Raw genomic sequence first — 14,435 nt, 5'->3', positions numbered from 1 at the left:
GCGTGTTGAAGTGAAGGCGGGACTTGCGTGTCAGGCGCCGTGCCCAGCGATGTGGGAAGCGGATGGCAAAACGGCGCGTAAAGCTCTAGCCAGTCATTCCACGAGGTAAACGGACTGGCTACTGACTGCGATGCGACTCAAGGCGTTTGGGGCTTGTCCGGAGCGGTCAGGCCAGCCTGGATGCGCTGGTAAATCTCTTCACGGTGCACGGCCACGTTTTTCGGTGCGTTGATGCCAATGCGGACCTGTTGGCCGCTAACGCCCAGAATGGTGATAGTGATGTCGTCGCCAATGTTTATGCTTTCACCGACTTTGCGGGTGAGTATCAGCATGGTCTTCTCCTTGATTGCTTTGTAGGGCACCTGATTCAGACAGTGCAGAGGTCGGTGGTACGTATAGATTAGTGCGAAGTCTCACGGTTTGGGTGCCTCTTTCTGACGCGCAGAAGCGGCATTAATTCCCAGGGCGTAACTATACAGAGGCTGCAAGCATCAATCTCGTTGTTTTGTGCCCATTTTGCGGGGCTCGCGAAGATTTATGAATGATAAGATCGCGGCTTTGGGATTTTCGAGGAAAGCGTTGTGCGCAAATTGGTCTGGGTAATCGCAGCACTTGTACTGGCGGGCTGTGGAGAGGGCAAGCAAGGTGATCTGCCGACGCCGAAAACGGCTGTCGCAGCGCCGGCAGTCGCGGCTGCTCCGCAGTGGGATCTGGAAGTTCGCGGAGAAACACCACAAGCGGTCAGTGATCTGAGTGGCTGGTTGATCGAGCATGCTTTCGTGCCGACGGTCATCAAGGACAGCAGCGGTAAAACGCGGATTCTGATTGGCCCGTTCAATTCCAAAGCCGAGGCCGAAGCACGGAAGGTGCAGGTGGACGCGGCGCTGGTCAAGGCGAAAAAACAGAACATCGAATCGGTGCTGGTCGAGCACCCGATCGCGCCATAAACGATCCGTTCGGCGGAGCTTGCTAAAGGCTGTCAGGCGCGACTCGTTCCTTCTGCAGTCGCTGATGATTACCAGAAGGAGCTCCCATGGCCTCCGCCAACCCGTACAAGCTGTTTGATACAACCCTGCATCGCAAGACCCGACTGAGTCCGCACTTGATGCGCATCACATTGGCGGGGCCGTCAGTGGCAGAAATGGCTACCTGGGCTCCGGATCAGCGGGTGAAACTGTTTTTTCCCGCGGCCAATGGTTCGCACGCGAAGCTCGCGCAGGAGGACGGCTGGTACGCTCGGTTTCGCTCGATGCTCGCGGATCGACGCCCGGCGATGCGCACCTACACCATCCGCCACTTGCGCGCCGGGCAAGGCGAAGTCGATATCGATTTTGTCCTGCACGGCGAGACCGGTCCGGCGTCGCGCTGGGCACTGCATTCGCAGCCAGGCGATACCATGCAGATCCTTGCGCCTGACCGACAGTTCTCGGCGAAGGAGGCGGGCGGTTTCGAGTGGAAGCCACCGCAAACCCTCAAGCAGGTGCTGTTGGTTGCCGATGCGACAGCGCTGCCGGCCGCAATGGGCATACTGGATCAGTTGGCGATGTCTTCGGCGCCGCCGCAAGTCCAGGCGTTTTTCGAAGTGGACAGCATGCAGGACATGCTAGCCGTTCCCGATTGGCCCGGGTTGTCGGTGCAGTGGCTGGTTCGCGATCAGGCGAGCGAGTCGGTCGCTGGGACCTTGATGGTGCAAGCCGTGCGAACAGCTGTTTTGCCAGTCCATACGGCCTCGGTCGCCCAATCACCTGAACTGGCTGATGTTGATATCGAAAAAGACATTCTCTGGGAGATCGCCGATACCGCCCCGGATGGATTTTACGGCTGGATTGCCGGAGAGTCTGCAGCGGTGATGAGCTTGCGCAAATACCTGATCAAGGACTGCGGCCTACCGCGCGAATCGCTCAATCTGATGGGTTACTGGCGACACAACAAGGCGGCTAATTAGCCAATAAAAAAGCCTCGAACATCACGTTCGAGGCTTTCTTTTTTGCCTGCCGATTCAGCCGCAGGCTTTCATGTTCACCGGGCCGACGAATTCATTGCCGCGTCCCATCACACACGCCACGCTCTGATTGCGCTGGCGCTCCCAGTCCTGCACCGGGTAGGTCTTGTCCCACGCCTCATACAATTTTCGATCCTGTTTCGACAGGCGCAAGCCGTACTGCTTGCTCATATAGAAGTACGTTCGGGCAATCATGCCGCGAATCGAGGGGCGCGGCATGACCTTTTTTGCCTTGAAATCGACCTGAGTCAAGCACGAGCCATACTGGCCGGATTGGACCGGCAACCAGCCGAAGCTGAAGTTGCTGCGGTCACCATTCACCTCGCCAATGCTCGGCACCAGGTTGTGCAGATCGGCCTCGGCTTTCTGGTAGACCGGGTCGTAGCGAGTGCAGTTCTTGCGTCCACCGGTCTGCCAGCATTGGCGCTGATGGCCGATTTGCCAGGCCGGCACAATGTGCTCCCACTCGATGCGTGAGGCGCGCTTGGCGCTCTTGCGCGGGACGTAGCCGCAGGCTTTCAGATCAACCCGGTTCCCGGTGTATTTGCACCCGCAATAAAACTCGGTGGACTGGGGCGCATAGAGTTTCCAGGCCGCCTTCTTGGCTTCGGAAAAAGTTCGGGGGGCGCCAGCCTGAGCACCCATGGCGATAAACAACAGCAGCAACGCGAAACAACGGACACTCATTGAATCAATCTTCCTTCGGCACAACCCAAAAAATCTGTACGCCACCGTCGTCGCGATAAGCGAGGGTGACATTGTCGTTCTCGTCGATTTCCTCGAGCAGGCGCTCCCAGTCGTCCATCGGCTCGTCTGGCAGACGGAAGATCAGTGCGGCTTTGGCTTTTTGGGCGGTGGGGGAATTGATGATTTTCTGAACGCGCATACCCATGCGTTCATAAGCGTCAGGAGCATCAGGGGAGGTGGCCACGAGGTTATCCTTATTAAGCTGTACGTGCATACAGTATTTAACTGTAAGCGTTTTCGCAACTGCTTAAAATTCAAGAAAATCCTCTGACAGTGGGTTTCCGATTTTGGTGTGGGACGTATCGAATTTTTTGTAGGAAAAGTGCGCGATGGCGGTAAGCAGCGCATCACCCGCTTTTTTAGACGGATGATGCGTGAATTACCATCACGAATGGACCGGGCGAAGGTCTATCAGTATTCCCAAAACATCCGCTGCAGCTCTTTGCTGTCGTTGGTCTTGGTCAGCGCGACCATCGCCAGGATGCGGGCTTTCTGCGGGTTCAGGTCGTGAGCAACGACCCAGTCGTACTTGTCGTCAGGTTGCTCGGCGTTGCGCAGAACGAAGCCGCCAGCGTTGACGTGGGACGAGCGAATGATCTGTACGCCATCCTTGCGCAGTGCTTGCAGGGCCGGGACGACACGGGAGGACACCGAGCCGTTGCCGGTGCCGGCGTGAATGATCGCCTTGGCGCCGGACTGCGCGAGCGCCTTGTAGGCGGTATCGCTGACGTTGCCGTAGGAATAGGCGATTTCTACGTCAGGCAGGCTCTTGATGTTTTTGATGTCGAATTCCGAATCCATGGTGTGGCGCTTGGCTGGCAAGCGGAACCAGTAGGACTTGCCTTCAACGACCATGCCCAACGGGCCCCAGGCACTCTTGAACGCTTCGGTCTTGATGTTGATCATTTTGCTGACGTCGCGACCGGACTGGATTTCATCGTTCATCGTCACCAGTACGCCTTTGCCGTGCGCTTCTTTGCTGCTGGCCACGGCCACGGCGTTGTACAGGTTGAGCATGCCATCGGCGGACATGGCGGTACCCGGACGCATCGAGCCGACCACGATGATCGGCTTGTCGGTTTTTTCCACCAGGTTGAGGAAGTAGGCGGTTTCTTCCAGAGTGTCGGTACCGTGAGTGATGACGATGCCGTCGACGTCCTTGCTGTCGGCCAGTTCGGCGACGCGGCGGCCCAGTTGCAGCAGATTTTCGTTGGTGATGCTTTCCGAGGCGATCTGCATGACTTGTTCGCCACGCACGTTGGCGAGCTTGCTCAGTTCGGGAATGCCGGCAATCAGTTGCTCGACACCGACCTTCGCGGCCTGATAGGTGGCGCTGTTGGCGGCGCTGGCGCCGGCACCGGCAATCGTGCCGCCGGTGGCGAGTACCACGACATTGGCGAGCTTGGTCTGGGTTTCGGCTTCTTTTGCCTGAAGGGCGGTGGGCAGGAGCAGGAGGAGGGCCAATGCGCCCGGAACCAAAGTGTTGAAAGCAGATTTCATTATTTTTCTCTCTAGTAGTGAGACGGTGCTGATGCAGGTTCATCTAGATGCGCCCCAAGCCGATCTGGAATGCCCGGGGTGCGATGAAGGGAGCAGGATCTGTACCAGCCGTACTGTGCCCCGCCAAAATGCTTAACCTGATGATTTACATCAACATTTCAGGTGTAAGTAAAAGTTGGGCGCAAGGGTTTATCCGGTTTCCCGAACAAAGCGCGCTATCGTGTTCGGCTCTCCGAAAGAGACTACGACCGCTGGCGAGCCCGACGGCTGGCCGATTTTCGATTTTCTGCTAAAGAAATTCGGCGAAGGGCCGATGGGTGTTCAAGGAATCTGAAATCTGGGGATACACATGTCACTGACGGTCGGCTTTGCAAATCCGGGTGCTGTCACCATCGGCGGTAAAACCGCAGCAACGATCAACACGTTGAACGACGCGGGCAAGGACGCTTCTGCCGAGGCCCTGGGCGTTGAAAAAGACAAAAGCAATCAGGTCAGGACCGGCGGCGCTGCGCCAGAAGAGAGCAAAACCGAAGGCAGCAGCAATCTCACCACCACCGTGAAAATGCTCCTCAAGCGCATGCAGGAATTGCAAAAACAGCTTCAAGAGCAACAGCAGCAGTTGGCCGCCGCCCAAGCCAAGAGCTACCCGACACCCGAAGCCAAGTCCCAGGCAGTCATGTCCATTCAAGGGCAGATCGCGCAAACCAGCGCCGCAATGACGGAGGTCGCTGCTGCACTGGTCAAGGAAATGTCCCAGGGTTCAACCAGCGGCAATGTGGTGAACACGACGGTATAACGCAGAAGGGGCGCCTCGGGGGATTCGCCCTACAACAAATGACGATTTCTGATTGTTGACAAATGTCGGCGGGATTCGCATAGTTCGCTCTACGCAAACGTTTGCGTCGCTTGCCTGCGGTGCTGTTGCTCCGTTCGCAAGCGATGTAGCTTACGCCAGCGCAAGCGTTGCTCACAATAATCATAAGATCGGAGTGAACCCATGAAGCTGCCATTCGCTGGACGTCTTCTTGCTGTCGCTATGCTGGCTGCCACAGCCGCCGCGCTACCTGTCTCCTCGGCGTTCGCCGAATCCCCTGAAAAACCCAAAGTCGCCCTGGTCATGAAATCTTTGGCCAACGAATTCTTCCTGACGATGGAAGACGGCGCCAAGGCCTACCAGAAAGAACACTCCGCCGATTTCGACCTGATCTCCAACGGCATCAAGGACGAAACCGATACCGCAGGGCAGACGAAGATTGTCGAGCAGATGATCCTCGCCAAGGTCGACGCACTGGTTATCGCACCCTCGGACTCCAAAGCCATGGTGCCGGTGATCAAGAAGGCCGTCGATGCGGGCATCACCGTGATCAACATCGACAATCAGCTTGATCCTGCAATCGTCAAAAGCAAAAACATCAGCGTCCCTTTCGTAGGGCCCGACAACCGTAAGGGTGCGCGCCTGGTCGGTGAGTACCTGGCCAAGCAGCTCAAGGCCGGTGACGAAGTCGGCATCATTGAAGGTGTGTCCACGACCACCAATGCCCAGCAACGTACTGCTGGCTTCAAGGATGCGATGGAGGCTGCACAGATCAAGATTGTTTCCCTGCAATCCGGTGATTGGGAAATCGACAAGGGCAACAAGGTCGCCGCTTCGATTCTCAGTGAATACCCGGACGTCAAAGCGTTGCTGACCGGCAACGACAGCATGGCAGTCGGCGCCGTTTCCGCCGTCCGTGCTGCCGGCAAGGCGGGTCAGGTGAAGGTCGTCGGTTACGACAACATCAATGCGATCAAGCCGATGCTCAAGGACGGTCGCGTGCTGGCCACGGCTGACCAGTTCGCCGCCAAACAGGCGGTGTTCGGCATCGAGACTGCGCTGAAAATCATCAAGGGCGAGAAAGTCGATAGCGGTGCCAACGGCGTGATCGAAACACCGGTCGAGCTGGTCACTCAGTAAGCTTCTGGCGACACAATGGCGCTCGTCCGTCCGGGCGAGCGCACGGAGAGTTTTCTATGTCAGTTTCCGCCCCGAACGCTGTCCTCTCGGTCAGCGGTATCGGTAAGACCTATGCGCAACCGGTGCTTACCGGCATCGATCTGACGCTGATGCGCGGTGAAGTGCTGGCGCTGACCGGTGAGAATGGCGCCGGCAAAAGCACGCTGTCGAAGATCATCGGCGGCCTCGTTACGCCGACCACCGGCCAGATGCAATTCCACGGCAAGGACTATCGTCCGGGCAGTCGCACCCAGGCCGAAGAGCTCGGTGTGCGCATGGTCATGCAAGAGCTCAATCTGTTGCCGACCCTGTCGGTGGCGGAAAACCTGTTTCTCGACAATTTGCCGAGCAACGGCGGCTGGATCAGTCGCAAGCAACTGCGCAAAGCAGCTATTGAGGCCATGGCGCAGGTCGGTCTTGATGCGATCGATCCGGACACGCTGGTCGGCGAGCTGGGTATCGGCCATCAGCAAATGGTCGAAATTGCCCGCAACCTGATAGGCGATTGCCATGTGCTGATTCTCGACGAGCCGACCGCGATGCTCACGGCCCGTGAAGTCGAAATGCTCTTTGAGCAGATCACCCGATTGCAGGCGCGCGGCGTCTCGATCATCTACATTTCCCACCGTCTCGAAGAACTCGCCCGCGTCGCGCAGCGGATTGCCGTGTTGCGTGACGGCAATCTGGTCTGCGTCGAGCCGATGGCCAATTACAACAGCGAGCAACTGGTCACGCTCATGGTAGGTCGCGAACTGGGCGAACACATCGACATGGGCCCGCGCAAGATCGGCGCCCCGGCCCTGACGATCAAGGGCCTGACCCGCGCCGACAAAGTCCGCGATGTCTCGTTCGAAGTGCGTGCCGGGGAAATCTTCGGGATTTCCGGATTGATCGGGGCTGGGCGTACAGAACTGCTGCGACTGATCTTTGGTGCGGACGCGGCCGACAGCGGCAGCATCGCCCTCGGCTCGCCAGCGAAGGCAGTCAGTGTGCGCTCGCCGGTCGATGCCGTACGTCATGGCATTGCGCTGATTACCGAAGATCGTAAAGGCGAGGGTCTGCTGCTCAGTCAGTCGATCAGCGCCAATATCGCGCTGGGCAACATGCCAGAAATCTCCAGTGGCGGTTTCGTCAACAATGGCGATGAAATCTCCCTCGCACAGCGTCAGATCGACGCCATGCGCATTCGCAGCTCGAGCCCGACGCAACTGGTTTCCGAGTTGTCCGGGGGCAATCAGCAAAAGGTTGTCATCGGTCGCTGGCTGGAGCGTGACTGTTCGGTGCTGCTATTCGACGAGCCGACCCGTGGCATTGACGTCGGCGCCAAGTTCGACATTTATGCCTTGCTCGGCGAGCTGACGCGGCAGGGCAAAGCGCTGGTGGTGGTGTCCAGTGATCTGCGCGAATTGATGCTGATCTGCGACCGCATCGGCGTGCTGTCCGCGGGGCGGCTGATCGATACCTTCGAGCGCGACAGCTGGACCCAGGATGACTTGCTTGCCGCCGCTTTCGCCGGCTACCAAAAACATGATGCGTTGCTCAATGAAGCGGCGCCTAGGGATCTCCCATGAAAACTGCATCTCCTGCCGGCAAACGTAGTGGCAACTTCTATGGCCTGGGCACCTATCTGGGCCTGGCCGGTGCCTTGCTGGCGATGATTGCGCTGTTCTCGGTCTTGAGCAGCCACTTTCTGTCCTATAACACCTTCAGTACGCTGGCCAACCAGATCCCGGATCTGATGGTGCTGGCGGTCGGCATGACGTTCGTATTGATCATCGGCGGCATCGACCTCTCGGTCGGTTCGGTACTGGCACTGGCGGCATCGACCGTCAGCGTGGCGATTCTCGGCTGGGGCTGGGGCGTGTTGCCGTCGGCGTTGCTCGGCATGGCGGTAGCGGCACTCGCCGGCACCGTCACCGGTTCCATCACGGTAGCCTGGCGGATTCCTTCTTTTATCGTGTCGCTCGGTGTGCTGGAAATGGCCCGTGGTCTGGCGTATCAGATGACCGGCTCGCGTACTGCCTACATCGGTGATTCGTTTGCCTGGCTGTCGAACCCGATCGCGTTCGGTATTTCGCCGTCGTTCATCATTGCCTTGCTGGTGATTTTCGTCGCGCAGGCCGTACTGACGCGCACCGTATTCGGTCGCTACCTGATCGGCATCGGTACCAACGAAGAGGCGGTACGGCTTGCGGGGATCAATCCGAAGCCCTACAAGATTCTGGTATTCAGTCTGATGGGCCTGCTGGCCGGCATCGCAGCGCTGTTTCAGATTTCCCGTCTGGAAGCCGCTGATCCTAATGCCGGCTCCGGTCTGGAGCTGCAGGTGATCGCTGCGGTGGTGATCGGCGGCACCAGCCTGATGGGCGGGCGCGGTTCGGTGATCAGTACGTTCTTCGGTGTGCTGATCATCTCGGTACTGGCGGCGGGGCTGGCGCAGATCGGCGCGACCGAGCCGACCAAGCGCATCATCACCGGCGCCGTCATCGTGATCGCGGTGGTGCTCGACACTTACCGCAGTCAGCGCGCCAGTCGGCGGGGCTAAGACATGGCAACGATCAAGGATGTGGCAGCGCTGGCGGGCATTTCCTACACGACGGTGTCGCATGTGGTGAACAACACACGGCCGGTCAGCAAGGAAGTGCGCTTGAAAGTCGAAGCGGCAATCAAGAGCCTCGACTATGTGCCGAGCGCGGTGGCGCGTTCGCTGAAAGCCAAGACCACGGCCACCATTGGCCTGCTGGTACCGAACAGTCTCAACCCGTACTTCGCCGAGCTGGCGCGTGGAATCGAGGATTACTGCGAGCGTAACGGCTACTGCGTGATCCTTTGCAACTCCGACGACAATCCCGACAAGCAGCGCAGCTATTTGCGTGTATTGCTGGAAAAACGCATCGACGGTCTGATCTTCGCGTCTGCCGGCGGTGACAGCGCCCTGGCGCAGGGGCTGGCCGCGGTGAAAACGCCCATGGTCATCGTCGACCGCGGTCTTGAAGGCGTCGACGCCGATCTGGTGCGTATCGACCATGAATACGGCGCGTACCTCGCAACCCGTCATCTGCTGGAATTGGGGCATCGCGACATCGCCACCATCGGTGGTCCGGCGAGCACCAGTGTTGCGCAGATGCGTCAGGCCGGATATTGCCGCGCGTTGGCAGAGGCGGGTATCGCGGTGCGGCAGGAGCGCATGCTGGAAAGTGACTTCACCAGCACGGGCGGTTACAACGCCGCGGCGAAGCTGCTGGAAAACAATCCGCCGAGCGCGATTTTTGCCGGTAACGACATGATCGGCATCGGTGTGTTGCGCGCGGCAGCAGAACGCAACGTGCGGGTGCCTGGCGAGCTGTCGGTCATCGGCTTCGATGACATTCAGATGAGCCGTTACGTGTATCCGGCGCTGACCACGGTGGGGCAGTCGATTCTGCAACTCGGTGAGATGGCCGCCGAAGTGCTGCTGCGCAGGATCGCCACACCGAATCTGGGCACCGATCAACGCATCGTTACCCCGAGTATTGTCTTGCGCGAATCCACCGCACCGCTGTCCGGCGTGTTCACCGAATACCGCTGAAACCGAATTGATGAGTAATGATGTATGCCCGCAAATGTAGTGGTAATAGGCAGCCTGAACATGGACCTGGTGACCCGCGCGCCTCGGCTGCCGGTCGGCGGTGAAACCCTGATCGGCCATTCGTTTGCCACGGTGTCCGGTGGCAAGGGCGCCAATCAGGCGGTGGCTGCTGCACGGCTCGGCGCGCAGGTGGCGATGGTCGGCTGTGTCGGTAACGACGATTACGGTGTGCAGTTGCGCGATGCACTGCTGGCCGAACAGATCGACTGCCAGGCCGTGAGTAGCGTTGAGGGTTCCAGTGGCGTGGCGCTGATTGTGGTCGATGACAACAGCCAGAACGCCATTGTCATCGTCGCCGGTGCCAACGGTGCAATGACGCCAACCGTTATCGACCGATTCGACGCGGTGCTGCAAGCGGCAGACGTGATCATCTGCCAGCTGGAGATTCCTGACGCCACCGTAGGGCATGCGCTCAAGCGCGCGCGCGCCCTCGGCAAGATTGTCATCCTCAATCCAGCCCCGGCCAGTCGCCCGCTGCCGGCGGACTGGTTTGCAGCAATCGATTACCTGATTCCGAACGAAAGCGAGGCGGCCGCCTTGAGCGGCATGCCAGTGGGTTCGCTGAAGACCGCAGAAAGCGCGGCCACTCGGTTGATCGCCATGGGGGCCGGCAAAGTCATTGTCACTCTGGGGGCGCAAGGTTCGCTGTTTGCCAATGGGCGCGGGTTTGAGCATTTCCCCGCACCGAAAGTGCAGGCTGTTGATACCACGGCAGCAGGGGACACATTTGTCGGCGGTTTCGCCGCGGCCCTGGCGAATGGCCAATCCGAAGCTTCAGCCATTCGCTACGGACAGATCGCCGCCGCGCTGTCGGTCACCCGCGCGGGCGCGCAGCCGTCCATTCCCACTATGTCCGACGTACAGGCTTTTGAACCGGTATGAAAAAAACTCCTTTGCTCAACATCGCGTTGTCGCGATTGATCGCATCGCTGGGCCATGGCGACATGGTAGTGATTGGCGATGCCGGGCTGCCCGTGCCGCCGGGTGTCGAGCTGATCGACCTGGCACTGACTCACGGCGTCCCGGATTTCATCAGCACCCTCAACGTGGTGCTCAGCGAGATGCAGGTGGAGAGCCACGCAATCGCCAAGGAAATCTTCGATAAACAACCGAGCGCCTTGAGTGCGCTCGAAGCGTTGAACGGGGAGGGGGCTCTGGGCCGTCGCGATCTGCTCGGTCACGAGCAATTCAAGGTACTCAGCCGACAAGCGCGGGCGATTGTTCGTACGGGCGAATGCCAGCCGTACTGCAACATCGTGCTGGTCGCGGGAGTTACGTTCTGATTTTTCGATTTCATCTGCACAAGGAATGCGCCATGCAACGCTATGCTCAGAAACTGCACCAATTGCTCCGGAGTCTGCTGCTTTTGTCCGTCATCACTGCCACCGGCGCCCAGGCGTCGGAGAAAATCGACCTGATCATCGACACCGATCCCGGCGCTGACGACGTGGTCGCCTTGCTGTTCGCGCTGGCCTCGCCGGACGAGCTGAATATTCGCGCGCTGACCACCGTGGCCGGCAACGTGCGTCTGGACAAAACCTCGCGTAACGCCCGACTGGCTCGCGAATGGGCAGGGCGTGAAGATGTACCGGTGTACGCCGGTGCGCCGAAGCCGCTGATGCGCACGCCGATCTATGCCGAAAACATCCATGGCAAGGAAGGGCTCTCGGGTGTCACTGTGCACGAGCCGAAAAAGGGTCTGGCTGAAGGCAATGCGGTCAATTATCTGATCGACACCCTGAAAAAGGCCAAGCCGCACAGCATCACCATCGCCATGCTCGGACCGCAGACCAACCTGGCGCTGGCGCTGATCCAGGAGCCGAAGATCGTACAGGGTATCAAGGAAGTGGTAATCATGGGCGGCGCGCATTTCAACGGCGGCAACATTACGCCAGTGGCCGAATTCAACCTGTTCGCCGACCCGCAAGCGGCGGAAGTGGTGCTGAAAAGCGGGGTGAAGCTGACGTATCTGCCGCTGGACGTGACCCACAAGATCCTCACCAGTGATGCCCGCCTGAAGCAGATTGCCGCGCTCGATAACAATGCGAGCAAGATTGTCGGCAACATCCTCAACGAATACATCAAAGGCGATATGGAACACTACGGCATTCCGGGTGGCCCTGTGCATGACGCCACCGTCGTCGCGTATCTGCTCAAGCCTGCGCTGTTCACCGGCCGCGCGGTCAACGTCGTGGTCGACAGTCGCGAAGGGCCGACGTTTGGTCAGACTATTGTTGACTGGTACGACGGCCTGAAGGCGCCGAAAAATGCGTTCTGGGTCGAGAATGGCGATGCCCAGGGTTTCTTTGATCTGCTGACCGAGCGTCTCAAGCGCTTGAAGTAAACGACCCGCCCGCAGGTGCCAGCCTGCGGGTTTTTTTATCCCTTCTCAGTCACTTCCTGCGCGGTGACCTCGACAGGGTAGCGCTCAAAAATCTGCTTGATGAATTGCTGGGCCGGTTCGGTGCCCAGAGCCTTGACCAACAGATCGATGCCAATCAACGCAAGCTCCTCGGCGGTGCCCGGGCTGTAAGAGCTGTGTCCGTCTGCCCATTTGGCTTTTATGTCGGCGTCGATGCTGATGTTGATGGTGTTCATTGGGCGCTCGAAGAGATGAAAGTCCGAACGTCGAGTTAACCATTTTGTCGTGCGCTTGGCACTGCGACTTAGGCATGAGCGGGGTGCTATGCGACACTTGGTCTTTTCCAGCGACCCAGAGGCTGTGCTGTGCAAATCGATTTGAACACTCCCGACGGCCTGACGGTAGAGGCTGTGCGCCAGTTATTGGCCTCGGCCAGCGACGACGTGCACACCCAATTGCGCGTGACCAAGGGCGGCATCGCCTATTTGTCGACGGTCACCGGTGGTCAGGACATCGACGATCTGCTGTTTCGCCTCGAGACGTGGGCCAAGGGATCGGGATATGTAGGCAATGTGGCGGCCAGTGATGAGGTGTGGGTCATGCAGATCTACAACGCGCTCAAGGACAACTGGCCGAATCCGCCTTTCGATTACATCGACGTCTACTGAGCGCCGTTAATATTCAGTCACGATTGCGGGCTGAGAACGTTGGTGCGCTCAGGCACACTCGGCGTTTTTCCGATTGTGCGGCCGGGTGACGGCTTTGCTCGCGAAACCAAACGCCGGATTGGCGGTCGCACGGTCTCAGCTTAACCATTTTGAAATCAAGGAGGCTTCATGCCTTTGAAGTTCGCGACACTGGGTGCACTTATGGCTGCTGCGCTGTTGGCCGGTTGCAGCACGAGCTCCAGCGAGTCGGCAAAGGAAAGCGTGGCGACCGACGCTGGTCACAGTCGCTGTGAGGCAACGGCGGCGCAGTTCACCGTCGGCAAGAAGGCTTCGCCGGAACTCCTGGAGCAGGCGCGCGTCAAGGCCGGTGCGCAAAATGCGCGATTCCTCAAGCCGACCGACATGATCACTCTGGAATACCGATCCGATCGCCTGAACCTGAACACTGACAACAATCTGGTGGTTACCCGCGTCAACTGCGGCTGACCGCCCACGACTTTTGTTGCAGGCACAAAAAACCCCGTCACATGGACGGGGTTTTTTTTAGTGCGCCAGGAAATTACTCTGGGCGAACCTGTGCAGCTTGCATACCCTTTTGGCCTTTCTCAGCCACGAAAGAGACGGTCTGGCCTTCTTTCAGGCTTTTGAAACCGTCGGATTCGATAGCTTTGAAGTGTACGAACAGGTCGTCACCGCCACCTTGAGGAGTGATGAAGCCGAAGCCTTTTTCATCGTTGAACCATTTAACGGTGCCGGTTTGGCGATTAGACATGGTGTATCTCCAAGAAACATATATTTTCAGTAGTACTGTGCTGCTCAGGCCAACTGGGCACACCCGGGTATCATAGTCGAAATGTTCGCTTTGGGAGCCCCCCGGACGTGCTGTTTGCCAATCAGTCGTGTTTTCTTTACCACCTGTTTCTGCTGAAAGCCCCGGTTTCAAAGGCTTGCAGCGAAACGTAAAGACGATAAAAAAACCTGTAAAACGTGCATAAATCGTCTGAAAAGCTTCATTTCCAGCACTTTTTTCCAGCTTTCAGCCGATCAAAAAGCGTGGTGTTCTCATTTTTTCGCTGGGGGATTCGCCTTGCATTTGGCGATCTGACCGAGGGCTTTCTGTTGCAGTTCAGGGGTCGCCTTGTTGTCCATCAATGCCTGAATATCACTGGCCGGATAGGACTTGATGGCGTCGGCGCCACAAGCGCAATGGGATTTGGCTGCGGCAGCGCCAATTTGCTGCGTGGCTGCCTGGGTGCACTGCGCCATGTATTTTTCACGCTCGCCCTTCGGCCAGTCGGCATGAGCGCTCAGCGGCAGCAGCAGAGCAAGAGGGGCGACGACGGCGAATAAGGTGTTCAGACGCATGCGAGAATGCTCCTTGTGGGTCAATGTCTTGTTATCTGAGGGCTGAAGAGCCGATCTAGTTCAGCACTCTGGCATAAAAACGGACGGTTTGCCTTCTGCCAAATCAGCACGTAAGCGACCGCTCATCTGTGCTAGGATGCCGGTCTCATGCGTTTTCAAGCGCCGGATGA

The 14,435-nt window shown here is 58.4% G+C and carries 19 protein-coding genes; 12 read left to right on the top strand and 7 right to left on the bottom strand.

Annotated features, from left to right (window positions below; genetic code table 11):
• Positions 1-137: 137 nt before the first annotated feature.
• Positions 138-332, bottom strand: coding sequence for a carbon storage regulator CsrA (csrA, locus tag BLU24_RS19105; RefSeq protein ID WP_003179932.1), 195 nt, complete (start codon positions 330-332; stop codon positions 138-140).
• A 249-nt stretch (positions 333-581) separates the two neighbouring features.
• Between csrA and BLU24_RS19100 the strand changes: the two genes are divergently transcribed.
• Both BLU24_RS19100 and BLU24_RS19095 read left to right on the top strand, forming a co-directional pair.
• A complete protein-coding gene (locus tag BLU24_RS19100) occupies positions 582-947 on the top strand; it encodes an SPOR domain-containing protein (RefSeq protein ID WP_090282664.1) in 366 nt (121 codons plus the stop codon).
• Between the two features lie 86 nt (positions 948-1,033).
• On the top strand, positions 1,034-1,945 hold the full coding sequence (locus BLU24_RS19095) for a siderophore-interacting protein (RefSeq protein WP_093102804.1): 912 nt from the start codon (positions 1,034-1,036) through the stop codon (positions 1,943-1,945).
• Between the two features lie 54 nt (positions 1,946-1,999).
• Here the strand turns inward: BLU24_RS19095 and BLU24_RS19090 are convergent, their stop codons facing one another.
• The 3 genes from BLU24_RS19090 to BLU24_RS19080 all read right to left on the bottom strand — a co-directional run bounded on the left by BLU24_RS19090 (position 2,000) and on the right by BLU24_RS19080 (position 4,249).
• Positions 2,000-2,689 carry an endonuclease gene (locus BLU24_RS19090; RefSeq protein ID WP_093102802.1) on the bottom strand — a complete coding sequence of 230 codons (690 nt, stop codon included), beginning with the start codon at positions 2,687-2,689 and terminating at the stop codon, positions 2,000-2,002.
• 4 nt (positions 2,690-2,693) lie between these two features.
• Positions 2,694-2,963, bottom strand: a complete 270-nt coding sequence (locus BLU24_RS19085) for a DUF1654 domain-containing protein (RefSeq protein ID WP_090282667.1) — start codon at positions 2,961-2,963, stop codon at positions 2,694-2,696.
• Positions 2,964-3,160: 197 nt separating this feature from the next.
• Positions 3,161-4,249: an asparaginase gene (locus BLU24_RS19080; protein WP_093102799.1), complete on the bottom strand. Its 1,089-nt coding sequence runs from the start codon at positions 4,247-4,249 to the stop codon at positions 3,161-3,163.
• A gap of 349 nt (positions 4,250-4,598) precedes the next feature.
• Between BLU24_RS19080 and BLU24_RS19075 the strand changes: the two genes are divergently transcribed.
• From BLU24_RS19075 to BLU24_RS19040, 8 genes are all read left to right on the top strand, one after another.
• Positions 4,599-5,045 carry a hypothetical protein gene (locus BLU24_RS19075; protein ID WP_093102796.1) on the top strand — a complete coding sequence of 149 codons (447 nt, stop codon included), beginning with the start codon at positions 4,599-4,601 and terminating at the stop codon, positions 5,043-5,045.
• Positions 5,046-5,246: 201 nt separating this feature from the next.
• Positions 5,247-6,203: a sugar ABC transporter substrate-binding protein gene (locus BLU24_RS19070; protein ID WP_093102793.1), complete on the top strand. Its 957-nt coding sequence runs from the start codon at positions 5,247-5,249 to the stop codon at positions 6,201-6,203.
• A 56-nt stretch (positions 6,204-6,259) separates the two neighbouring features.
• The gene (locus BLU24_RS19065; protein ID WP_093102790.1) at positions 6,260-7,813 is read left to right on the top strand and encodes a sugar ABC transporter ATP-binding protein; all 1,554 of its coding nucleotides are present in this window, start codon (positions 6,260-6,262) and stop codon (positions 7,811-7,813) included.
• Positions 7,810-8,787, top strand: a complete 978-nt coding sequence (locus BLU24_RS19060) for an ABC transporter permease (protein ID WP_090282672.1) — start codon at positions 7,810-7,812, stop codon at positions 8,785-8,787. Before BLU24_RS19065 ends, BLU24_RS19060 begins: the two co-directional genes overlap by 4 nt.
• A gap of 3 nt (positions 8,788-8,790) precedes the next feature.
• On the top strand, positions 8,791-9,810 hold the full coding sequence (locus tag BLU24_RS19055) for a LacI family DNA-binding transcriptional regulator (RefSeq protein ID WP_093102787.1): 1,020 nt from the start codon (positions 8,791-8,793) through the stop codon (positions 9,808-9,810).
• Positions 9,811-9,834: 24 nt separating this feature from the next.
• Positions 9,835-10,752 (top strand): ribokinase, encoded by a 918-nt coding sequence (rbsK, locus tag BLU24_RS19050; RefSeq protein WP_093102784.1) that lies wholly within the window; start codon positions 9,835-9,837, stop codon positions 10,750-10,752.
• Positions 10,749-11,153 carry a D-ribose pyranase gene (gene rbsD / locus BLU24_RS19045; protein WP_090282675.1) on the top strand — a complete coding sequence of 135 codons (405 nt, stop codon included), beginning with the start codon at positions 10,749-10,751 and terminating at the stop codon, positions 11,151-11,153. Before rbsK ends, rbsD begins: the two co-directional genes overlap by 4 nt.
• Before the next feature lie 32 nt (positions 11,154-11,185).
• On the top strand, positions 11,186-12,214 hold the full coding sequence (locus tag BLU24_RS19040) for a nucleoside hydrolase (protein ID WP_093102781.1): 1,029 nt from the start codon (positions 11,186-11,188) through the stop codon (positions 12,212-12,214).
• Between the two features lie 35 nt (positions 12,215-12,249).
• Here the strand turns inward: BLU24_RS19040 and BLU24_RS19035 are convergent, their stop codons facing one another.
• A complete protein-coding gene (locus tag BLU24_RS19035) occupies positions 12,250-12,468 on the bottom strand; it encodes a hypothetical protein (RefSeq protein ID WP_093102778.1) in 219 nt (72 codons plus the stop codon).
• A 129-nt stretch (positions 12,469-12,597) separates the two neighbouring features.
• On the opposite strand from BLU24_RS19035, the gene BLU24_RS19030 reads away from it, so the two are divergent.
• Both BLU24_RS19030 and BLU24_RS19025 read left to right on the top strand, forming a co-directional pair.
• Positions 12,598-12,900, top strand: coding sequence for a hypothetical protein (locus BLU24_RS19030; RefSeq protein ID WP_090282678.1), 303 nt, complete (start codon positions 12,598-12,600; stop codon positions 12,898-12,900).
• Positions 12,901-13,068: 168 nt separating this feature from the next.
• On the top strand, positions 13,069-13,386 hold the full coding sequence (locus BLU24_RS19025) for an I78 family peptidase inhibitor (protein ID WP_090282679.1): 318 nt from the start codon (positions 13,069-13,071) through the stop codon (positions 13,384-13,386).
• A 73-nt stretch (positions 13,387-13,459) separates the two neighbouring features.
• Here the strand turns inward: BLU24_RS19025 and BLU24_RS19020 are convergent, their stop codons facing one another.
• Both BLU24_RS19020 and BLU24_RS19015 read right to left on the bottom strand, forming a co-directional pair.
• Complete coding sequence (locus BLU24_RS19020; RefSeq protein WP_003179963.1) at positions 13,460-13,672, bottom strand: cold-shock protein; 213 nt, start codon at positions 13,670-13,672, stop codon at positions 13,460-13,462.
• A 290-nt stretch (positions 13,673-13,962) separates the two neighbouring features.
• On the bottom strand, positions 13,963-14,265 hold the full coding sequence (locus tag BLU24_RS19015) for a hypothetical protein (protein ID WP_090282680.1): 303 nt from the start codon (positions 14,263-14,265) through the stop codon (positions 13,963-13,965).
• Between the last annotated feature and the right edge of the window lie 170 nt (positions 14,266-14,435).

The organism is Pseudomonas sp. Z003-0.4C(8344-21), assembly GCF_900104975.1.
GTDB lineage: Bacteria > Pseudomonadota > Gammaproteobacteria > Pseudomonadales > Pseudomonadaceae > Aquipseudomonas > Aquipseudomonas granadensis.
The sequence above is the reverse complement of the archived record's forward strand: the minus strand, read 5'-3'. Positions and strand labels throughout refer to the sequence as shown.